Source organism: Acinetobacter sp. AM (genome assembly GCF_003105055.1).
GTDB lineage: Bacteria > Pseudomonadota > Gammaproteobacteria > Pseudomonadales > Moraxellaceae > Acinetobacter > Acinetobacter tibetensis.
Genome location: NZ_QETG01000006.1, coordinates 61284 through 83756, shown reverse-complemented (window position 1 = coordinate 83756; position 22473 = coordinate 61284). Strand labels below are relative to the sequence as shown.

21 protein-coding genes are annotated in these 22473 nt (G+C 41.2%); 13 read left to right on the top strand and 8 right to left on the bottom strand.

Annotated features, from left to right (window positions below; all coding sequences use genetic code 11):
* Positions 1–4: 4 nt before the first annotated feature.
* The 3 genes from antB to DCO44_RS04850 all read right to left on the bottom strand — a co-directional run bounded on the left by antB (position 5) and on the right by DCO44_RS04850 (position 2684).
* Positions 5–496 (bottom strand): anthranilate 1,2-dioxygenase small subunit, encoded by a 492-nt coding sequence (gene antB / locus DCO44_RS04860; protein ID WP_116759607.1) that lies wholly within the window; start codon positions 494–496, stop codon positions 5–7.
* A gap of 2 nt (positions 497–498) precedes the next feature.
* Positions 499–1914 carry an anthranilate 1,2-dioxygenase large subunit gene (gene antA / locus DCO44_RS04855; RefSeq protein ID WP_116759605.1) on the bottom strand — a complete coding sequence of 472 codons (1416 nt, stop codon included), beginning with the start codon at positions 1912–1914 and terminating at the stop codon, positions 499–501.
* A gap of 161 nt (positions 1915–2075) precedes the next feature.
* Positions 2076–2684, bottom strand: a complete 609-nt coding sequence (locus DCO44_RS04850) for a TetR/AcrR family transcriptional regulator (protein WP_116759603.1) — start codon at positions 2682–2684, stop codon at positions 2076–2078.
* Positions 2685–2806: 122 nt separating this feature from the next.
* On the opposite strand from DCO44_RS04850, the gene DCO44_RS04845 reads away from it, so the two are divergent.
* Positions 2807–3460: an NAD(P)H-dependent oxidoreductase gene (locus DCO44_RS04845; RefSeq protein WP_116759601.1), complete on the top strand. Its 654-nt coding sequence runs from the start codon at positions 2807–2809 to the stop codon at positions 3458–3460.
* A gap of 112 nt (positions 3461–3572) precedes the next feature.
* Here the strand turns inward: DCO44_RS04845 and DCO44_RS04840 are convergent, their stop codons facing one another.
* On the bottom strand, positions 3573–4862 hold the full coding sequence (locus tag DCO44_RS04840) for a sigma-54 interaction domain-containing protein (RefSeq protein WP_116759599.1): 1290 nt from the start codon (positions 4860–4862) through the stop codon (positions 3573–3575).
* Positions 4863–5055: 193 nt separating this feature from the next.
* Here DCO44_RS04840 and DCO44_RS04835 point away from each other — a divergent pair, with 193 nt between their 5' ends.
* From DCO44_RS04835 to DCO44_RS04825, 3 genes are all read left to right on the top strand, one after another.
* Positions 5056–5739, top strand: a complete 684-nt coding sequence (locus tag DCO44_RS04835; RefSeq protein ID WP_116759597.1) for an MBL fold metallo-hydrolase — start codon at positions 5056–5058, stop codon at positions 5737–5739.
* A gap of 12 nt (positions 5740–5751) precedes the next feature.
* Positions 5752–7407, top strand: coding sequence for a bifunctional protein tyrosine phosphatase family protein/NAD(P)/FAD-dependent oxidoreductase (locus DCO44_RS04830; RefSeq protein ID WP_116759595.1), 1656 nt, complete (start codon positions 5752–5754; stop codon positions 7405–7407).
* Positions 7408–7514: 107 nt separating this feature from the next.
* On the top strand, positions 7515–8294 hold the full coding sequence (locus DCO44_RS04825; protein WP_116759593.1) for a sulfite exporter TauE/SafE family protein: 780 nt from the start codon (positions 7515–7517) through the stop codon (positions 8292–8294).
* A gap of 90 nt (positions 8295–8384) precedes the next feature.
* Here the strand turns inward: DCO44_RS04825 and DCO44_RS04820 are convergent, their stop codons facing one another.
* The 3 genes from DCO44_RS04820 to DCO44_RS04810 all read right to left on the bottom strand — a co-directional run bounded on the left by DCO44_RS04820 (position 8385) and on the right by DCO44_RS04810 (position 10643).
* The gene (locus DCO44_RS04820) at positions 8385–9044 is read right to left on the bottom strand and encodes a class I SAM-dependent methyltransferase (protein ID WP_228157506.1); all 660 of its coding nucleotides are present in this window, start codon (positions 9042–9044) and stop codon (positions 8385–8387) included.
* Positions 9034–9375, bottom strand: a complete 342-nt coding sequence (locus DCO44_RS04815; RefSeq protein ID WP_116759591.1) for a carboxymuconolactone decarboxylase family protein — start codon at positions 9373–9375, stop codon at positions 9034–9036. Before DCO44_RS04815 ends, DCO44_RS04820 begins: the two co-directional genes overlap by 11 nt.
* A 248-nt stretch (positions 9376–9623) precedes the next feature.
* Positions 9624–10643 carry an AraC family transcriptional regulator gene (locus DCO44_RS04810; protein ID WP_116759589.1) on the bottom strand — a complete coding sequence of 340 codons (1020 nt, stop codon included), beginning with the start codon at positions 10641–10643 and terminating at the stop codon, positions 9624–9626.
* A gap of 149 nt (positions 10644–10792) precedes the next feature.
* Between DCO44_RS04810 and DCO44_RS04805 the strand changes: the two genes are divergently transcribed.
* The 6 genes from DCO44_RS04805 to DCO44_RS04780 all read left to right on the top strand — a co-directional run bounded on the left by DCO44_RS04805 (position 10793) and on the right by DCO44_RS04780 (position 18691).
* A complete protein-coding gene (locus DCO44_RS04805) occupies positions 10793–12238 on the top strand; it encodes a coniferyl aldehyde dehydrogenase (RefSeq protein ID WP_116759587.1) in 1446 nt (481 codons plus the stop codon).
* Positions 12239–12349: 111 nt separating this feature from the next.
* Positions 12350–14068 carry a GMC oxidoreductase gene (locus tag DCO44_RS04800; protein WP_116759585.1) on the top strand — a complete coding sequence of 573 codons (1719 nt, stop codon included), beginning with the start codon at positions 12350–12352 and terminating at the stop codon, positions 14066–14068.
* Positions 14069–14576: 508 nt separating this feature from the next.
* A complete protein-coding gene (locus tag DCO44_RS04795; RefSeq protein ID WP_171304937.1) occupies positions 14577–15332 on the top strand; it encodes a thermostable hemolysin in 756 nt (251 codons plus the stop codon).
* Positions 15333–15337: 5 nt separating this feature from the next.
* The gene (locus DCO44_RS04790; protein ID WP_116759583.1) at positions 15338–16861 is read left to right on the top strand and encodes an AMP-binding protein; all 1524 of its coding nucleotides are present in this window, start codon (positions 15338–15340) and stop codon (positions 16859–16861) included.
* 90 nt (positions 16862–16951) lie between these two features.
* A complete protein-coding gene (locus DCO44_RS04785) occupies positions 16952–17830 on the top strand; it encodes a TauD/TfdA family dioxygenase (RefSeq protein ID WP_116759581.1) in 879 nt (292 codons plus the stop codon).
* A gap of 36 nt (positions 17831–17866) precedes the next feature.
* Entirely contained in the window at positions 17867–18691 is an 825-nt protein-coding gene (locus DCO44_RS04780; RefSeq protein ID WP_116759579.1) for an SDR family oxidoreductase, read from the top strand.
* A gap of 66 nt (positions 18692–18757) precedes the next feature.
* Here the strand turns inward: DCO44_RS04780 and DCO44_RS04775 are convergent, their stop codons facing one another.
* Positions 18758–19432 (bottom strand): GntR family transcriptional regulator, encoded by a 675-nt coding sequence (locus DCO44_RS04775; protein ID WP_116759577.1) that lies wholly within the window; start codon positions 19430–19432, stop codon positions 18758–18760.
* Positions 19433–19568: 136 nt separating this feature from the next.
* On the opposite strand from DCO44_RS04775, the gene madL reads away from it, so the two are divergent.
* From madL to mdcA, 3 genes are all read left to right on the top strand, one after another.
* A complete protein-coding gene (gene madL / locus DCO44_RS04770) occupies positions 19569–19970 on the top strand; it encodes a malonate transporter subunit MadL (protein ID WP_116759575.1) in 402 nt (133 codons plus the stop codon).
* Between the two features lie 63 nt (positions 19971–20033).
* Entirely contained in the window at positions 20034–20795 is a 762-nt protein-coding gene (madM, locus tag DCO44_RS04765) for a malonate transporter subunit MadM (protein WP_116759573.1), read from the top strand.
* Positions 20796–20816: 21 nt separating this feature from the next.
* Complete coding sequence (gene mdcA / locus DCO44_RS04760; RefSeq protein WP_116759571.1) at positions 20817–22472, top strand: malonate decarboxylase subunit alpha; 1656 nt, start codon at positions 20817–20819, stop codon at positions 22470–22472.
* Position 22473: the final 1 nt, after the last annotated feature.

Below are 22473 nucleotides of genomic sequence, written 5' to 3'. Positions count from 1 at the left end.
CTCCTTAAACGTGGTAGAAGTCTAAAACAGAATCAATTTTGTCATTCAGCAAAATGCTGTGCTGACGACGAATCTTGAAGCTTTGCTCCGTTTGACGGAGGAGATAAGTCGCATGACCATAGAAGGAACCTTCCAAACCTTGGCGGTTATATAGGGTATGCCAAGCCACTTTGGCTTCAACCAAACCATCTTCACGGGTTTGTACCTGCACATTGTTAATGCTGTGAAAGGTACGAGGTAAAGGGCTCGCCGATGCCGCTTTACCTGTACGAATGCGAAATACACGGTCTTCTAAACCTGAACGATCGGCATAGTAAATATAGGACAAGCCTTGATTTGGATCTTGCACATAATTGTGGTCATCAATCCACTGCGGAATGTGGTATTCACTGTCCTCATCATAAAGATCAAGATAGGCGTCCCAGTCATATTTATCGCAAAGTTCTGATTTTTTATACAAAAATTGAGAAACTGCAAATTGTAGTTGTTGTGACATGGTTACACCTCATCCGCTACGTTTTGATTTTGAAAAGTGATGTCGAACATTTTTAATGACTTTTTCTTGAAGCCATCGAGCATCAGGCGTTGCCAATGACCGTGTTGATTGACATAGAGACCTTCATGGGTAAATTCACGCCCTGTGATAACAGGTTCAATGCCCAAATCAATTGAGTTTTTGCTTGGACCATATTCCCAAGCTTGATAACCACGTGAAATGTCACTCCAACGTTCTAATCGGGCTTGAAAACCTTTTTGCTGTTCACGGAATTCGACCAAGTCATCAGGTGTCCCTAAACCAGAAACATTAAAGAAATCTTCAAATTGACGAATACGATTACGACGCGCTTCAACGGATTCACCTTTTACACCGATACATTGGCTGATGACTTCTGTTTTGTTCCATGCCACAGGACGGACAATCCGGAGTTGCGAGCTAATTTGGTCCATAAAGAATAGGCTAGGGTACAGGTTCAAGTTTCTTAAACGATGCATTGCCCATTCAGCATATTTTTGACCGTATTTCTCGACCATATAAGGCATAACGGTTTCATAACCTGGACGTACCGTTGGATTTGGCATATCACTGAATAAAACACTATGTCCATTTTTGAAGCTAAACCAACCATCATCGGTTTCAGCATCACCTGCGCCTAATTTGCTGTAATCGAGCGTATCCAGTTCAGCCCCTTTGGTAGCATTTACCTGCTGACGATGTTGCACCGTAGAAACGTAGTTATAATGCACGGTACTGACATGATAGCCATCTAAGCCATTTTCATTTTGCAGTTTCCAGTTTCCTGCAAAGGTATAGGCTGATTTGCCTTGCAGAACTTCAAGTTCTCCCGTTGGAGATTGATCCACCATTAAATCAAGGAAAATTTTGGCATCGCCCAAGAAATCTTCCAAGGTGTCTGTCGCTTGTGTGTCTAGGCTAACAAACACAAAACCTCGATAGCTCGCAATGCGTCCTTGTTTAAGCCCACGGCTTGATTTATCAAAATCTTCACAGTACTCACTTGGCGCTTTGACTTTGACCAAACGACCATCAGATTTATAGCACCATGCATGGAACGGGCAGGTAAAAGTTGATTGATTGCCTTTTGCAACACGGGTCAGTGTTGCACCGCGGTGTTCGCAAGCGTTGACCATAGCATGTAACTCGCCGTTGCCATCGCGGCTGACAATAATAGGTTGGCGACCAATTTGAACGGTCAAAAAGTCGTGTTTGTTGGGAATTTCACTTTCATGGCAGGCATAAATCCAGACTTTTTCAAAAATGAATTCCATTTCCAGATCGAACAGTTCTGGCTGGGTAAACATATCTCTTGCGACGCGAAACACACCATCTTGAGGACGGAAATCGATGCATCCATCCACCAAGTCATTCCATTGTTGTAAATTTGATGAGGTCATGTGCTCAATCCTTTAATCAATCAGCTTTAGCTTGATTGAAACGTGATTAAGCACTTGTCTCTATCCACTTTTTCCAGATGTTTATCCAGTCTGTGCTGCTTTTATTTTAAAGCGTTTAGATGCGGGATTTGATGAGGGGATAGGTATTGAAAGAGTCAGCTTTAACGTGCTGGCATTATTTGGGTGAGTTGCTGCATCATAATATTTACATATTTATGCACATCATCTTTAAAAATCATATATTGAAGTGCTAAGCCATAACTCAAAGAGATAATTTCTAGAAGCTTGTATTCATGCTGAGCTGACTCTGCCGCAGAAAAATTTGGAATGAGTTGTTGTAAAACTTCAGAAACTTGCGCCTGATGATTCTGCCAAACTTGCTGATATTCATTGGAAAATATTTCGTCACGTGCCGCATATAATTGCAATTCAATTGAAATTTTCAGCCATTCATCATTCTGGAAAAAATCGATTAACCACTGTTCTAACGCTGCTTTTAGGTCTAGCTCAAGCAAATTTGTTTGAGTAATAATTTTCTGTAATTGCAGATTTTCTTGTTCAAATTGAATTTTCATTAAGGTCAGTAAAAAATCTTCTTTATGCTCAAAATTTGAGTAAAAAGCGCCTTGAGTATAGCCTGCCTTTTTTGAAAGATTCCGAATAGATACAGCGGTATAGCCTTGCTCAGATATAAGATGAAATCCTGCTTCAATTAACTGATTTCTAGTTTGAATTTGTTTTTCATCACGAGAAATTTTTGTAGGTTTCATAGATTAATTTAAATTTCAGATATCACTTGATATCTTAAACTTTAAGCGTTATTTTGGCTAGGTCTATTTCAGATATCATGTGATATCCGAAAAGGTAAATCTGTTCTAACCTAGAGAAGAATATGAGTCAGCAGTTGAAAAGAAAAATAGTGGTCATCAATGCTCATCCATCATCGACCAGTTTTAATCAAGCTTTAACGCAAGCCTATATTGAAGGTGTACCATCTGACTTGCAGGTTGAAGTGATTGAAATTGGCAAATTACATTTTGATTCAAATCTGAAATATGGCTATGAGCAAAGAATGGAGCTTGAACCTGATTTACAAGCAGCATGGAATAAAATAATGAGTGCGGATCATTTGGTCTGGATTTTCCCAGTGTGGTGGGGCGGTTTACCTGCTGTAGCGAAAGGGTTTATTGATCGTTTATTTCTTCCGGGCAAAGCCTTTAGCTATTTTGAAAACAGCAACCGTATTCAGGGGCATTTAAAACGCAAAACGGCCAGAATTATTACCACCTTAGACCAAGCAGGTTGGACTTATAAATGGTATTTTGGCGAACCGAGCACACGACAACTTAAAGATACGACATTAAAATTTTGTGGTGTAGGGTCGGTAAAAACACATTATTTAGGTTCTATACGGGGTTCTAGTTTAGCGCAACGCCAAATCTGGTTGGCGTTGGTGAAGAAACTGGCTCAACGTGATTATGACAACTTGCTCAAAAAATCAGATCAAGGAATGGTGCAACGGCTTCGGCTTTATTTTAGCAATTGATGGCATTAAAAGAGAGGGAGAAAAGCATCTTATCCATGCAAAATGCAGATCCATGCAAAATGCAGATCCGATGCTATTTTTACTCACGACCCAAACCCGCATGGAATAAGGATTATATTCCAAATTTCTTGCGGTAGCGCCACAAACTGGTTCGGCTAATTCCTAAGGCTTGTGCTGTTAATCCCAAGTCATATTGATATTTCTTTAGGGTTTGCTGCAAGGTATAGGCATCCAGTTTTGTGGAACTGATTTGCACAGCTTGTTCATATGTTTCAGGCTCAGATACAGAATCCTGCAATACGTGAATGATTTCATCAGGTAAATCAGAAACACCTATTTCGGAACGGCCATTCGCCATTGCCAGTGCATATAACAACGTATTCTTGAGTTCGCGGACATTCCCCGGCCAGTCATACCTCATTAAAGTTTGCAGGGCATCCTCTGAAAGGACAGGGGCATGTGCGGAAGTCCGATGTTCATTCAGCAGAAACTCAGCAATTAGGGGGATATCTTCTTTACGTTCACGCAATGGAGGTACGAAAATCGGGATGACCCTTAAACGGTAGAGCAAGTCTTGACGGAAACGACCAGATTTTACTTCTTCACGTAGCGCACGATGAGTCGCCGCAATAATTCGGACATTGGACTTCAACGATTTTTCACCACCTAAAGGCGTGAACTCTCCTGTTTCGAGAACCCGTAATAATTTGGCTTGTAGTTCCAATGGGATTTCTGCAATTTCATCCAGAAATAATGTGCCACCTGCGGCGCGCTCAAATACGCCTTTGTGTTCACGAATTGCGCCTGTAAAAGCCCCTTTAACATGTCCAAATAATTCACTTTCTAACAGGCTGGCATTGAGCGCAGCACAGTTGATGGCAATGAACGGATGTTTTCTTCTTTGGCTATGTTCATGAATGGCTTGTGCCACGAGTTCTTTACCACTGCCTGATTCCCCCCGAACCAGCACAGGAAATTCGGTAATTGCAACTCGTTCAATAATGGAGAACATATGCTGCATAGAACTTGAGCGGCTATGAAAAGTCTGTTGTAGAGATAATGCTGTTACAGGCTTTGGTTTTACCGTATTTAAAGAAACAGGCTGCAATACAAAAATTTCGCCTACAAACTGTTGATCAAGTACATCGAGTTTTTTTCGGGTCAATAAATATTGTGCAGAGGTTTCAGGCAGATGAATCAGCCCCGTTTGCAGTTCTGTATTTTGAATTAAATGTTTGAATGTCGTGATGATTTTTTTATTGAACTCGGATGTACCATATTCATAAATAAAGTTTTGGCTCTGCTGTTCTTGAATCAAGATCAAACTTTCATCAATAAGACTTTGTAATTGTTCTAAAAATAATTCTAGCTGAGTTTGTAAGGTAAAACTAAGCGTTAGCATGATGTTTCACTATCTGTTTTATTTGTTTCTTATTGAAACATAAAATGAAACAAAGATGAAACAGTATGGAAGAGTGAATTTATAATTTAAACCTTAATGTATTGTTTTTTATGAATATAATTAAAAAAGCTAAAAGTTGGCACTGAGTTTGCAATTTAAGAATAAAGAAACGTATTTATTCAGGTGTTACAACATGATCTTTCATCAATTTTTTGAAGTAGAAAGTTCAACTTATACTTATCTCTTGGCTTCAGAGCAGACACGTGAAGCAGTATTGATTGACCCAGTTGCTTCTGAAATAGACGTCTATACCCAGTATTTAGAAATGCATAACTTAATACTGGTCTATAGTTTGGATACGCATGTTCATGCGGATCATGTTACCGCTGCCAATCTATTACGTGAAAAGTTTGGCTGTAAAACTGTATTACATCGCAATTCAGGTGTGAGTTGTGGCGACATTTTTATTACTGATCGTAGTGCGATTCGGATAGGTGAAATAAATATTGAAGCTCGTTATACCCCAGGACACACCAATGCATGTACCAGTTATGTTGCAGAAGGTATGGTATTTACTGGGGATGCTTTATTGATTGATGGTTGTGGACGTACTGACTTTCAGGAAGGGAATGCCGAAACCTTGTATGACAGCATTCATACTCAAATCTTTACTTTGCCAGATGAGACTATTGTTTACCCGGGTCATGATTATAAAGGCCGTTTAGCTTCGACAGTCGGACATGAGCGTTTGCACAATTCGCGTTTAGGTGTAGCGAGAAACAAAGCTGAATTTGTTGAAATTATGAACAATTTAAATCTTCCATATCCGAAAAAAATTGATATCGCATTACCCGCCAATAAAGCATGTGGTCAGTAAAGGAGAGCGAAGATGCAATTAAAACAAGTCAATGCTGAATTCTGGGTTGCCGATCAAATTACTGTACAAGATATTGAATTGATCGCAGCACGTGGTATTAAAACCATCTTTTGTAATCGTCCAGATGGTGAAGGTGCTGATCAACCGAATGTGGCTGAAATTGAACAGGCCTTGCAACCGTATGGGATTCAAATTCAGTATTTGCCTGTGGTCAGCGGTAAGGTGACTGATGAGCAGTCCGAAGAGTTTAAGCAACTTTATATGCAGGCACAAAAGCCATTATTGGCATATTGCCGATCGGGAACACGGTCTATTACGCTTTGGGCATTGTCTCAAGTGGCAGATCAGACCTTAGAGAAAATGTTACTGACAGCAAAAACTTTAGGCTATGACTTACAAGGTGTAGTACCCCGTATTTTAAAGCAATCGACGCATGCACAAGAGCATATTCCAAAGTTTAGTGTGGTGATTGTAGGGGGTGGTGCTGCGGGTATTTCTGTAGCATCGAGCTTACTTTCACGTCAGCCGAATTTAGATATTGCGATTATTGATCCCGCAGAGGTTCACTACTACCAACCAGGTTGGACCATGGTGGGCGGCGGCATTTTTAAGCCTGAAAAAACTGTGCGGACCATGGCAAGCTTAATTCCGAAACAAGTGCAATGGATTAAAGCGGCTGTTGCAGCTTTTGATCCAGACAATAAACAAGTGTTACTGGAAGGATGTAAGCCACTGAATTATGAAGCTTTGGTGGTTTGCCCAGGGTTAAAACTGAATTGGCATGGTATTGAGGGTTTGGTCGAAACGCTGGGTAAGAATGGTGTGACTTCTAACTATCGTTATGACTTAGCACCTTATACTTGGCAGTTAGTCCGAGAAATGCAACGCGGTAAGGCGATTTTCACTCAACCGCCTATGCCAATTAAGTGTGCAGGTGCGCCGCAGAAAGCCATGTATTTATCTGCGGATTATTGGCAAAAGCAGGGCGTACTTAAAGATATCCAGATTGATTTTTACAATACAGGTGCAGCGTTATTTGGCGTGCCCGCCTATGTACCTGCCTTGATGGAATACGTCAAACGTTATGACGCAAATTTGCATTTTAACCATCAATTAATCAAGGTCGATGGTCTGCAAAAACGTGCTTGGTTTAAGCAACTGAATGGTGAAAACAGCAGTATTGTTGAAACCGATTTTGACATGATTCATGTGGTGCCGCCACAGCAAGCTCCTGACTTTATTCGGGCAAGTAATTTGGTTGATCAGGCAGGTTGGATCAGTGTCGATCAACATACCTTACAGCATACCCAATATCCGCATATTTTTGCTTTGGGTGATGTCATGAATGCACCGAATGCCAAAACGGCAGCGGCAGCACGTAAGCAAGCACCGATTGTGGCTGTGAATGTACTGGAGTATTTACAAGGCGGTTCCAACTTTGCCCAATACGATGGTTATGGTTCATGTCCACTTACCGTAGAGCGTGGAAAAATTGTACTGGCTGAGTTTGGTTATGGTGGCAAGTTACTCCCAAGCTTTCCAAAATGGCTGCTTAATGGTGAACAACCAACACGACTGGCATGGCTATTAAAAGAGCAGATTCTTCCACCGATGTATTGGGATGGCATGCTCAAAGGGCATGAATGGATGGTTAAACCTAAACGGTAATTATTTTAACTCCTTAAAAAACAAGTCCCTATCTGTCATTTTACAGATGGGTGAGGGACTCTTTTATTTTAAAAAGAGTCCCCCTTGAGGTAAAGAGGTCTAGAACCATGTGGTTGTTAGTTTTAGAAGGCTTGGCAATAGGATGTTTGCTTGGCATGACGGGTGCTGGCGGAGGAATACTCGCAGTTCCTGCACTGATGGCGAGTCAGGGATGGAGTGTGGCTCAGGCAGCCCCAGTCGGCTTATTGGCTGTCACCTTGTCGGCTTTTGTGGGAACAATTCAGGGTTTCTTCAAAAAAATCGTGCGTTATCGCGCTGCGATTTGGATTGCGCTGATTAGTATTCCTTCGGCACGTTATGGTGTACAGCTTTCCAATATCATTTCTCCAGTATGGCTGAGCATTGCTTTTAGCCTAGTGATGTTGGTGGTGGCTTATCGAGTCTTTTTTAATAAAGTCAATGATATGGAAAATCCACCTTGTAAAGTGAATAAATCGACTGGACGACTCATCTGGAATTTCAAAACGGCTTCTGTATTGGGTTTTATTGGTGTGGTTGCAGGATTATTGACTGGACTACTAGGTGTAGGCGGAGGCTTTGTGATTGTACCTGCGTTGCGCAAGGCTACTGATCTAGACATGAATAGTATTGTGGCCACTTCACTGATGATTATCTTCTTGATAGGTGGTGTGAGTATTTCAATCCATGTATTGGATGGTTTTCAGTATCCCATCAGTATTTCCGCAACTTTTGTGATTGCCTGTATTGTGGGTATGTTATTGGGGCGTAAAGCAACGAACCTTGTGCCATCCAGCGTCATTCAAAAGATTTTTGCCATTACCGTGATTGTGGTGGCGATTTCAATGTTGGTGAAAGCTTTGGTTTGATTAAGAGCCTATATTGAATTAAGCCAGCTAAGCCAAATCTGAAGATGCAACTCAAACAGCACAGGACGAATCATCATCCTGTGCTGTTGTTTATTGAGATACGTCGGACTTACGGATCTGAATCGCAAATTGAATGACGTGTGATAAGCCATGATGGAGCTGTCCTTCGAAGCGCTCAACTTCACCGACAAAAAAGTGCTGAATATGGTCGTGTTGAAAATGATTTAGAAATTCTATCGGATCGTACAGCATTGCTTTGACCCGAGGTCCACCAGTTTGATAGGCAAGCTGTTCTGTGGAATAAACTTCACCAATAAACCATCCGCCATCAACCAAACTGTTGCGAACACCTTGCAACATCTGCTGGCGTGTTATCGCATTAAAATGCCCAAATACACAGATGATGTTGTCATATTGATTTTCTTGCCAATTTGCCTGAGTTAAATCCACTTTATGCGTATGAAGTGCGATGCCGAGTTCAACTGCATGGCGTTGTGCTTTATCTAGCGCAACCTGAGCATAGTCCCAGAGTTCAGCGCGAAAGGGGCGTTGCTGTTGTTTTGCCAAGTCAGCCAAATACAGCAGATTGCGACCTTCACCTTCGGCAAGCCCAAGGGTATTACCTAAAATGTCAATTTTTTGTGCGATCTGCTGAATAAACACATTGGCGTCCCGACCATAAAGATGATCTTGCTCGGCATAGCGAGCATCCCATTCATTCGTTATAGGCATATCTGAATTATTCGGCATGATTAAACTCATTAAATGCAGTTACAGCATTGGCAGCATACATTAACGATGGCCCACCACCCATATACACAGCGATACCTAGCACTTCATTCAGTTCTTCAAAGCTCATGCCCATTTTGACCAAGGTACGCACATGAAAACCAATACAGCCATCACAACGGTTGGCAACGCCAATGGCAAGGGCAATCAATTCTTTGGTTTTAGCATCCAAAATGCCATCTTTCATGGCAGCTTGCGAGAGTGAATTAAAACTCTTGATCAGATCGGGGGATTGATCACGCATACTTTTGATGTTGGCAGAAATTTCTTGTGTAAGTTCGGTGTAGCTCATGGTAAATCACCTTATATTTTGTATGGGTTTATTTTAAATTACCATGTTTATCATGAATATATTATATTTTTATATATTGATTTTTGTGAAAAGTATTTAATGCGATAAGTCTCTGTTTAATCTTAATAATTTTGAATGAAAGCGTTAAGTATTCTCTCGCGAATTTAGCGTGATGCCATGTCTATGAGCATATGTCAGTTGGCACGGATTGAAGCCAATCAAATCATGCTAAAAGACTCAATACGGTTTTAATGCGTAAACGCTTGTTTATTATGATCACGCCATTCGGAAGGGCTGATGCCAAACCAATGTTTAAAATTACGACTGAAAATTGAGAGTTCTGCATAACCGAGTTGTAAGGCTAAATCTGTGAGGCTGACATTACCCGCGTTAATCATACGAAGCGCTTCTTTCTTGCGGACGTTTTCGAGTAAATCTCGATAAGTCGTGCCTTGCATTTTTAAGAGTCGCTGTAACTTTTTTGGATGCATACCCATACATAAAGCAATATTTTCAATACTACAATCACCTGTTGCCATTAACATGCGGACTGAGCTTTCAATCAATGTAGGATCAAGAGTAGCTTTGGTGCTGCTCTGAGTTTCCAGTCGTTGTACGATCAGTTGATCTACCAAATCTTCATTAAATGCGTAGGGTTTATGTGTTAAAAAACTGGCTGGGAAATAGAGAGCATCTTCTTCTGTTTTGAACTCAACTCGGCAAGCGAAATGGTCTGTAAATACTTTAGGGTGTTTGGGCATCGGTTGTTTCAAATGGATTTTTTCTGCATGCCAAGTCGGTCCAATCAAATCTTTTAAAATATTCGTCACGAGGCAGATTGCCAGTTGTGACTTTTGTGGGACATCGACATTGTATTCGTTTAAACGAACAAAGGTCAGTTTAGACAGTTGTACATTTACTTGTGAAACCTGAAACACGATGCCTTCGGCATGTAAATAAACATATTTTTGGGCAACATTCAACGCATCTAAAATGGTCGCTTGTCGGGACATATACACGCCAATTAAACCAATCGTGCTAATATTTTGTAGTGCGCCAAGTTTTAAACCAAAACATTCTTCTTGGCAGCGCAACGCAGCATTTTCTAATAAACTTAAATAATGATCATAATGAATGAAAGCATCTGGATCGCGTAACAAAGATGGCAAAATACCGACTTTTTTTAATATTTCTATAGGATTTACACCGTAACTACGAACAAGTTCTTCGAACCCGCCAAGACTGGCTGCACGGATATAACTTGCCATAACAATGTTCCTGAATGTCCTAAAAGATCAAGTTAGTGTCCTAAAAAGTCAAGCTCAATTCAAGTGTTTTGTTAAAGTAGAGTGAGAGATTTTCTCCATCTAGGCATCAAGAACGAGTCAATAATCGTTAGCCGTTAAAAGGAAAGACTATGCAACTTACAGTTCAGTCGCATTTAGAGCAAACAGTTATCGAACAGACATTACAAGACTGTTTCCAATTACAGCGCACGAGCTTTCATCAGCAAGGCATTGAAAGCAATACACAACGCAAACAGCATTTATTGAATTTAAAAGCTATGATCACGAATCATCGAGAAGCGATTATTGAAGCTTTAAATCGTGATTATGGCAATCGTTCACGTCATGAAACTTTACTGGCAGAAATTATTACAGCAACTGACGATATCAATAGCAGTATTAAACATTTGAACCAATGGACGAAGGTGCAAAAGCGCAGAGTCGATCACAGCATGTACTTTGGTGCCAAGAACCGCTTAATTCCTCAACCGCTGGGGGTGATTGGCGTTATTGTGCCGTGGAATTTCCCCATTAATTTGATGTTTTCGCAATTGTCCGCCGTGTTTGCTGCGGGGAATACCGCTATGGTGAAAATGTCGGAAAATTCGCGTCATTTGGCAGAGTTGCTCATTGAGATTAGCCCTAAATATTTTGCCAAAGAAAAATTACAAATTTTTGATGAAACGGGTGAGATTGGCGTCGCGTTTTCCAAACTGCCATTTGACCATCTGATGTTTACAGGTTCAGGTGCTACAGGACGTAAAGTGATGGCGGCTGCGGCTGCAAACTTAACTCCTGTGACTTTGGAACTCGGGGGTAAATCACCCGCGGTCATTGATCCAGAATACCCAATTGACAAAGCAGTTGAGCGGATTATGTTCGTGAAGCAGTTTAATGCGGGACAAATCTGTACCAATGTTGATTATTTATTTGTGCATGAAGCGAAACTTCAGCAATTTATTGAAACTGCAAAGGCTTGGGTACAAGAGCATGTGCCTGATATTTATAGTAAAGATTATACTTCGGTGATTGATCATCGTGCTTATCAACGTTTAATTCACAGTCTTGCTGATGCAGAAGCCAAAGGGGCAACGCTGATTAATTTAAACCAACAAGAAGCTGATGCCACTACACGAAAAATTCCGCTGACTCTGGTGCTCAACAGCACAGATGAGATGGAAATTGATATGCGCGAAACTTTTGGTCCCATTTTGATGGTGAAAACTTATCAAAGCCCTGAACAAGTGGTGGACTATATTGTGCAGCGTGATCGACCTCTGGCATTTTATCCATTTAGTCACAATAAGCGTTTAGTCGAGTTCTATATCAGTCGTGTCATGTCGGGTGGTGTGTCTGTGAATGATGCATTATTCCACGTTGGACAACACGACTTACCATTCGGTGGTGTGGGTGCAAGTGGTATGGGGCATTATCATGGTTATGAAGGTTTTCTTACGTTCTCAAAAATGCGACCAGTATTTTATCAGGCAGGGTTTTCGAGTTTGAAATTTCTGGCGCCGCCGTATGGCAAGTTTGCCACTTGGGTGCTGAATTTTTTAATTCGTATGAAGTCTTAGTTTTACTGTTTAAACCCTTAAATAGGGCAGTTGAGCTTTAGAATGATTTTTGAAGCTCAGGACTGACGCATGTTTAAAAAATAAAAAAAAGCTATTAAAGGAGTTAATAGAATGCGTGATCAACATTTTGATTTTGATCAGATTGTCATCGGATCTGGTTTTGGTGGTTCAGTCAGTGCACTACGCTTAAGTGAAAAAGGCTATAACGTCCTGATCTTAGAGAAGGGCTTACGCCGTGAAGACCATGATTTTCCAACCACCAATTTAGATACCAAAAATTATTTGTGGATGCCTGAGTTGGGACTGAAAGGCACCATGCAATTTACCTTTACCAGTAAAACGACCATTTTACATGGCGTAGGCGTGGGTGGCGGTTCACAAATTTATGCCAATGTACATTTGATTCCACCCGATGCGGTTTTTGAGTCAGAGGCATGGACTAAAATTCGGAAAGACTGGAAAGAAACGCTCAAACCATTTTACGGTTTGGCGCAGCGCATGTTAGGAACAGCCCATAATACCTATACCAATGTAGCAGACCATACCTTAAAAGCAGTTGCCGCAGAGATGGGCTATGCAAATTCATTTAAAACGGTGACTACAGGCGTCTTTTTTCCGCAAGTGGATGGTCAGCAAAATAAAACGGTGAACGACCCGTATTTCAATGGTGATGGACCAGAACGTAAAACCTGCAATTACTGTGGTGCATGTATGCTAGGTTGCCGTAATAATTCGAAAAATACCCTGATGAAGAATTATCTGTATTTTGCTGAGCGTAATGGGGTGGAGATTCGTCCAAGTTCTGAAGTCATCAAAATCACGCCACTGAATGAAGATGGCAGTGCAGGTTATGAAATCATTGTTAAAGAAACTTTAGCGAAACACGTTCGTCAGTATAGTCTACGCAGTCGTGGGGTGGTGTTGTCCGCAGGAGTAATGGGCACTGTACCGATGCTGTTAAAAATGCGGGATCAATATAAGACTTTGCCAAATATTTCAAAATTGTTAGGGCAAGAGATTCGAACCAATTCGGAAACCTTAACCACAGCGAACAACACGCGTGAACGATTAGACGATGGCGTAGCGATCAGTTCCTTTATTTCAGTCGATGCAGATACCAATATTGAGGTGACCCGTTTCCCTGAAGGGGCGGATGCTTCTTGGATCTACATTCCTTATGTACCCATGGTAACAGGACAAGGTTTTATTCGTTTTATGAAGTTTGTGTTCAATACACTGTTACATCCGTGGAAAACTTACAAAGTCCTGCGTTACAAGGGTAAAGCTAAAAATTCTATTATTTTATTGGTCATGCAAAAGTCAGAAGCCTTTATTCATTTGGAATGGCGCCGTAAGTGGTATCGATTGTTTAAAAATAGGATTACTGCGGTGCAAAAGCCCGAAGACACGCCATTGACAGTTTCATTCCCTGCGGCAGAAAAAGCCACCAAACTGATTGCTGAAAAGCTGGGTGGAGAACCTGGTTCTGCATTGACAGAAATTATATTGGGAACACCTACCACAGCTCATATTATGAGTGGTGTGCCGATGGGGCGTGACCAATTGAATGGTGTGGTGGATTTTACAGGGCAAGTCTTCGGTTATAAAAACCTACGCGTGATTGATGGCTCAATTGTTCCGGGGAATTTAGGGGTAAATCCATCTTTAACCATCACAGCACTGTCTGAATTCGCTATGAGCCAAATTCCAGTCTTTTCTGAAGAAAAAGCGTCTCAAATCAAGCGTATTCAGTTCAGTCAGCCATTGGATGGGCAAGTCTCGGAGTTAGACGGTACAGGTGACTTGGCGATTGCTTTAGTTCAAGCTTAATAGATTCAATATTTGACCTATGACGTAATGGGTAGTTATGGGTTAAATTATTCAATATATTGTTTTATCAACGAATTTTACAGTTTTTTTGTTCAAGACTAAAACTAAGTGTAAGCTATAATCAATTTCATTTGAGTGAATTAAAAAATTGGAGATGGTCATTTTATACTTTATATATTTTAATAAAATATAATTATTTTAAGTGTTTAGCATGTATTTATTTTGGTTTCTCAGATTAGGCTTTATAAAAGATCTCATCAGCAATTGGTGGGTATAATGAAGAGTGTAAAAGATAACAATTTTCAGTTAGTTTTTTTGATCTTCCGTTTAAATATATTGTTTTGTATCTTAAATTTCATGTAAACAAGTATAAATGTATTAAGATATTGAATATTAATGATTTGTAATTTTTCTGTGGTGGCGTTGTCATAAAATTGTCATAAAGATTTAAGTAAATTTTAAGTTTCAAAACTTATTTTTTAATGAATTAATTTATGGCGAGATGACTATGACGACATTCATCTTTGGGACAGATTTTTCAACCAAATTTAATGGTCTGAATTATTATAAGAATCATCTAGTTTATAAAAATTCTACAGCAAAGCTAGAACATTTAAATCTATTAGACAACCAGAAAACCTATCAAGTTTTATCACATCAAAAAAAGATGCTGCTTCACATTCATGCTGTGCAAGAAGGTCAACCTGAGCGAAAACAGGTGGAAGCTTTTATCAGTACTAAGTATCAGGAAATGCATAAAGCAACATTGTCACATTTTTCCTCCACCTTATTTGTGGGGGAATTTCAGCAGCAAACTCAAGTGGCGATTGGCATTGAACCGCTCAAATCCCATCAGGCATTTTTAGAACAATATCTCGTACAGCCGATTGAACAGACGTTAACGAAAATGATTCAACGCGATGTAGCTCGAGAAAAGATTATTGAAATTGGCAATCTTGCTTCTCAGAACATGGAATACGCCAAAATGATCGTGGCATTTTTGGTGTTCTATCTCACGGTAGCGGAAGTCGAGTGGGCGGTATGTACGGGTACGATTGCCGTACGCTATGTATTACAGCAAATGGGGTTGCATTTTCATGTATTAGAAAAAGCAAATCCAGACGTGTTGGGTGAAGCCAAAAAACAATGGGGTAATTACTATCAGCAAAAACCATTGGTGTTGGCAATTAATGTTGCTGATGCTTTGGCTGTAACCCAACAACATTATGATTTCAAAGTGAATCGTGCTGCAATCCGTGGGTGAAGTCTATGAATCAATTTTTTGATGTTATTGCAGCGTACGCTAAGCAAATGCCTAAACGTGAAGCGATTGTGACCGAAGTACGTACAGTAAGTTATGTAGAACTTCATCATGCTGTAGAACGCCTCAGTAAGGAACTGGGGCTGTTACAGACGCAGAAACTTGCGATCTGGGGCATGAATAGTATTGATTGGGTATTGATTGATTTAGCTGCTAAAAAAGCAGGGATTACCGTGATCCCGATCCCTCTATTTTTTAGTGCTCAGCAGATTTTACATCTGTTAAAAGACAGTGCAGTCGATACGATTTTTATGGCAGATGTAAATCTTACCCTGTCAGCGTATCACCTTGATTGTGTGGCACAAAATCATACATGGTTGCATAGCTTGAATGAGCAGGGCCGTATTCAACAATTACTTAATGCTGAACAGGCTTCTGGTACTTTTATTCGTTTAAATGTGACTGCACCCACAACGATAGATTCTGCCGTTCCCGCAAAGATTACGTATACCTCAGGCAGCACCGGTACACCTAAAGGGGTATGTCTGGCGGAAGACACGATTCAGTCGATTACAGAATCGCTCAGTGCAGCATTACAGTCGAGCCAATTGCGACGACATTTATGTTTGATTCCCTTCGCTACTTTATTGGAAAACATTGCAGGGATTTATGTTGCCTTGAATATGGGGCGTTCAATCGTTGTAGGGAATGTCAGTCATTTTGGACTGGTATCGAATCATGAGTTTAAGGTGGAAAACTTTGCAGCTACGGTACAGCAATACCAGATTCAGAGCGTGATTTTATTGCCGCAAATGCTCAAGGCAATGGTGGAATATATTCAGCAATTTGGTGCTCAGGCTTTTACGAGTTTGAAATTTATTGCAGTGGGTGGTGGTAAGGTTTCGACTGATTTGTTGTTGCAGTCGCAACAGTTGAATTTGCCTGTTTATGAAGGTTATGGACTATCAGAATGCGCTTCGGTGGTTAGCCTCAATCTGCCGAATGCCAGAAAAATTGGCAGTGTAGGCAAGCCATTACCCCATGTAGATGTGCAACTTGCGGACAATGGTGAAGTGGTTGTACGCGGCAATGCCATGCAGGGTTATCTCAATGAGGTCGCAGTCGATCCTCTGATTCACACAGGTGACGCAGGCTTCTTTGATAAAGACGGTTATCTGTTTATTACGGGGCGTATTAAGCAAATTATTGTCAGTAGTTTTGGGCGAAATATTTCACCTGAATGGGTGGAATCGAATGGTTCGAGTGAACCCGAAATTAACCAGATTGCCATTTTTGGTGAAGCACAGCCTTATCTTTCTGCGGTGATTTATGCCAAAGACAATATTTCGGATGGCATGTTAGCGCAAGCGATACAGAAAGCGAATGACCGCATGCCTGACTATGCCCAAATTAAGCAATGGTATCGATCATCAGAACCATTTTCACTGAATAATCAGATGTTAACCGACAACGGGAAATTGAGACGCAACGAAATTAAAAAGCAATTTGGGCAGTATTTGTCGCTTCAATGAGCTGTAGTTCAGCTAAGCAAGCGATAGCCGCAATAAGACCTGACGATTTAATTTCAAAGCATAAAATTTCACTAAACAGTGAGTAAAGATATGAATATTGAACAATCCATATTTGACCTTGAGCAGAGTCGTAGTTACTCAGCTTCAAGTCATGCAGAAATCAAGAATACCTTACGTGAGCAAGGTTGGATTTTACTCAGACATGAACATTATGACGTGCACCGTTTTAGTGAATTGATGACAGCCTTATGCCAAAAGCTGACCTATGACCCTGCCCGTGAAAATATCACACAACAGTCTCAGAAAGTGGATGCAGGCACTCAGGCTGTTGGGTTGCATATTGAAAATGGTTCAACGCCATTACCTCCAGATATTATTGCTTTTTTTAGTGAAGTTAGCGCTTCCCAAGGTTCGCAAACCACTGTGTGTGATGGACATGCGGTATGGAAAAACTTATCTGATCCATTAAAACAAAAGTTTGCAGCACCAATGACCATCAGCCGTTATTTACCAAAACAGATTTGGCAGAAATATGTGGCGACTGCTTTCAATATTGCGGAAGCGGAGACGGTGACATGGGCGGATTTAAACCAATTTATTCAGATGATTCCAGGACAAGCGATTACTCCATCTCACGATGAAGGTGTGGAATACCACCTGCAAATGAATATGATTCGCCGAGATAATTTGAAAGGTGTCCCTGCATTTGCCAATACCATTTTAGGACCATCTTATAATTATCAAAAACCGGAATTCACCTTTGCGGATGGCAGCATTATTAGCGAAGAACTGATTGCTGAACTTGCGGAACTGTGTGAACAGCATACGCAGGAAATTGACTGGCAAGATGGTGATGTTGCGATCATCGACAACAAACGTTTTATGCATGGTCGACGTGAAATTTTAGTCCCTCTTGAGCAGCGTAAACTCTATATCAGTATGGGTTTAGGATTGAACGAAACATTTTAAGCACTAAGTCTTAATACAATGAAAAGGAATAGGGTTATGTCAAATTTAACCGCAGTGATTGTTGGGGCAACAGGTGGAATAGGTAAAGCCATCGTTGAGAATTTATGCAAAAACAATGTGAATGTAGTTTTGGTGGCACGTAATGCCAAAGCATTGCAAACCATGCAGTCAGAACTTCACGCGCAATATCCGCAATTAAAGCTACAAAGTCTGTGTTGCGATTTGAGTGATCCTGATAGCTGTGAGCAATTTATCCAAGCACTGACGCAGCAAAAGATTCAGATCAATTATTATATTAACAATGCAGGGGTGAATGATTTTTCTTTGTTTAGCCACCAGTCGAGTGAAGCGATTGAACAAATGATGCTGATTAATGTGGTGTACCCACTACAATTAATTCAGAAAATTATTCCTTTAATGTCACAAACCGCACCAAGCCAGATTATTAATATGGGATCGACTTTTGGCAGCATTGGTTATCCAGGTTATGTGAGCTACTGTGCCAGTAAATTTGCCTTGCGCGGTGCAACCGAAGCCTTGGCACGTGAATATTCCAACTCACCAATTCAGTTTAAATACTTTTCACCTCGGGCAACCGCTACCACCATGAACAGTCCAGTGGTGGTAGAAATGAATGCCAAGTTGGGTGTAAAAATGGATAGTCCTGTTTTTGTAGCTGAAGAGTTGTATCAATTTTTACAGAACGACAAGTTGTACTATCAAGTCGGGTATCCTGAAAAAATCTTTGTCAAAGTGAATCAGATATTACCCAATGTGGTGTCGAGTTCGATTCAAAAAGACATTGATAAAATTCAAAGTTTTGCAGAGTTAAATCATTCAAAAATCACGACGGCTTCATAAACAGGAGCCGTTTTAAGTGGCTGAACTGAGGAGCACCCAGATTGGTGCTCGAATCTCTACAAAAGACTAACTTTTGAGCTGAATGCTCTCGATTGTCGAAATAAAATCCGTAAATTTCTCACCTTGTATGACCACATGTGCTTTCAGCAAAGCCTCAGCTTCTTGTTCATGACCTGCAAAAATGGCGTCTAAAATTGCGCTATGCTCTGAAAAAGAATGATTCATTCGATGGTTGACGCGGAGTTGTAGACGACGATAGGGATGCAAACGTTTGTGCAAAGTACACGCTTGCTCAATTAAAAAGGCATTATGGCTGGCTTGATAAATGGCAAAGTGAAATAAACGGTTGGCCTCATAATAATTTTCCGAATCATTTTGCTTTAAATAGTCCTGACATAACTGATGTAAGCGCTGTAATTCTTGTTTTTCTTCAGGTTGAATGCGACGTGCTGCCAAACGTCCACACATGGCTTCTAACTCAGCCATTACCTCGAACATTTCACAGAGGGTGAGTGAGTTAATGGCTGGAATAATTGCGCCACGACGTGGACGAATTTCCACCAATCCTTCAGCGGCCAATAGCTTTAATGCCTCACGAATCGGGGTACGTGAAGCCCCATAGCGTTCGCAAAGCTCTTGTTCATCTAGCTTAGTTCCGGGCAGGAAAAAGCCATAAATAATATCATCCTCTAACTTTTTACTAATTTGAATAGAAAGAGGAAGTTCCGCAATTGAAGTCATACATCACCAAAAATTGTATACAATTTATGTTTATTTGAGTACAAAATATTGTACACTGGATACAGATAAGCTATAACTATAGCAAATTATAAGTCAGATTATTAGAAGCGCTGCATGATCCAGGGAGGATTCAGCAATGATTATTTACGGAACAGCTATATTGGCAGTCTGCCATTTACTTGGTGTTTATCTAGGCAATGCACTCGGCATTGCCCTCGGTGTTCAAGCCAATGTAGGTGGTGTGGCCATCGCCATGATTTTATTAATTCTATCGAAGGAACTGTTAGCTAAACGCGGGCACTTACCTCAAGTGACTCAATTTGGTGTGTTGTACTGGTCAGGTATGTATATCCCGATTGTCGTTGCAATGTCGGCAGGCCAAAACGTCGTTGCTGCTATGTCAGGCGGGATGTTGGGTCTGATTGTTTCGCTTGCGTCTTTGATTGGCACCGTCTTGGTGATTCGTTGGTTGAATAAATCCAGTGGCGACTATGAAAGCTATGAATGGGCTGTAGAGCAGACTGAAAAAGCCACTTAAGGACAAGGGTGTTGTCATAACACGAAATAACAATCAGTTGTACGGTTACAAGGAAGAAACACAATGGAAGAAATAATTACGGTTTTTACCAAAAATGCCCTCGTCGCGGCGCTCGCAATGACTGGTTTGATGATGTATGTGTCGCATCTTTTGTCGAAATATCTCACCAAAGGGAAGTTACAAAGCTCAGCCATCGCCATCACTATGGGGCTAGTCTTGGCTTATTTTGCAGGGATTTATACTCAAGGTGAAAAGGGCATTTCAGATATCGCCATTTTCTCAGGTTTTGCTTTACTCGGTGGTGCCATGATTCGTGACTTGGCCATTGCATCAACGGCGTTTGAAGTCGACGTCAAAGAAGTGAAAAAAGCAGGAAAGGTGGGCTTGATCGCGCTTGCACTTGGCTGCGTGATTCCATTTTTGATTGGTGCAATGGTGGCGTGGTTGATGGGCTATAAAGATCCCGTTTCGATGACCACGATTGGCGCAGGTGCGATGACCTATATCGTTGGACCAGTAACAGGTTCAGCCATTGGTGCAAGCTCAGAAGTGATTGCATTATCGATTGCAATTGGTTTGATCAAGGCGGTGTTTTTCATGGTGGGTACGCCGTTGTTCGCAAAATTTATGTATCTCAAAAGTCCACGTTCTGCCATGGTTTTTGGTGGAATGGCGGGAACGACTAGTGGTACAGCAGCAGGTTTGGCAGGAACTGATGTGCGTTTAGTACCCTATGGTGCATTGGTCGCAACCTTCTATACCGGTCTTGGTTGTTTACTTGGGCCATCTGTATTTTTTCTCACAATTAATGCCATCTTCGGCTAAGCACAGCATAAAGGTGACCCCATGAACCAAATGGTTAAGACACGCTTATGGGATAAGCAGCGCACCCGTCGACAAGAAAAACTGAATCTTGCCAAAGAAAAAGGTTTTGCAAAACAAGTTGAGCATGCTCGGGTGATTGAACTTTTGGAAACGGTGATTTCCAGTGGTGATCGCGTTTGTTTGGAAGGTAATAACCAAAAGCAGGCCGATTTTCTCTCCAAGAGCTTAAGTCAATGTAATCCAGATGTGGTGAATAATTTACATATTGTACAGTCTGTATTGGCTTTACCCAGCCACATAGATGTCTTTGAAAAAGGCATTGCCTCTAAGGTTGATTTTTCCTTTGCTGGCCCACAGAGTTTGCGTCTGGCTCAATTGGTTCAGCAGCAAAAAATTAGTATTGGATCAATTCATACCTATTTAGAGTTATATGGTCGCTACTTTATCGACCTCACGCCAAATGTATGTTTAATCACAGCACATGCGGCAGACCGTGAGGGCAACCTCTATACGGGTGCGAATACCGAAGATACCCCTGCAATTATTGAAGCGACTGCATTTAAAAGCGGCATTGTGATTGCACAGGTCAATGAAATTGTCGATAAGTTACCACGTGTCGATGTGCCTGCGGATTGGGTCGATTTTTATATTGAAAGTCCCAAGCACAACTATATAGAACCGTTATTTACCCGTGATCCTGCACAAATTACCGAAGTGCAAATTTTAATGGCGATGATGGTCATTAAAGGCATCTATGCGCCGTATCAAATTCAACGCTTAAATCATGGCATTGGCTTTGATACCGCGGCGATAGAACTTTTACTACCTACGTATGGGGCATCCTTAGGACTAAAGGGGCAGATCTGTACCAATTGGGCTTTGAATCCGCACCCGACTTTAATTCCAGCGATTGAAAGTGGATTTGTCGAATCTATTCATAGCTTCGGTTCTGAAGTCGGGATGGAAGACTATATTAAAGAACGTCCAGATGTCTTTTTTACAGGCAGTGATGGCAGCATGCGCTCCAATCGTGCCTTTAGTCAAACCGCAGGTTTATACGCCTGTGATCTGTTCATTGGTTCGACTTTACAGATTGATTTACAAGGCAACAGCTCAACCGCCACGGTAGACCGTATTTCTGGTTTTGGTGGCGCGCCGAATATGGGCTCTGACCCGCATGGACGCCGTCATGCCAGTTATGCCTATACCAAAGCTGGCCGTGAAGCGGTCGACGGTAAACTGATTAAAGGGCGTAAGTTGGTCGTGCAATTGGTCGAAACATACCGTGAACATATGCATCCCGTTTTTGTGGAAGAGTTAGATGCGTGGCAGTTACAGGACAAAATGGACAGCGAACTGCCGCCAATCATGATTTATGGCGAAGACGTAACGCATATTGTGACGGAAGAAGGGATTGCCAACTTGCTGTTATGTCGGACTCCAGAAGAACGGGAACAAGCCATTCGTGGTGTGGCAGGTTATACCCCAGTGGGGATGCAGCGTGATGAGGCCAAAGTGGAAGAATTACGTCAGCGTGGCATTATTCAACGTCCAGAAGATTTGGGTATCGATCCAACACAGGTCAGTCGTGATTTGTTAGCGGCAAAATCGGTGAAAGATTTAGTTAAATGGTCGGGTGGTTTATATAGTCCCCCAAGTCGCTTTAGAAACTGGTGAT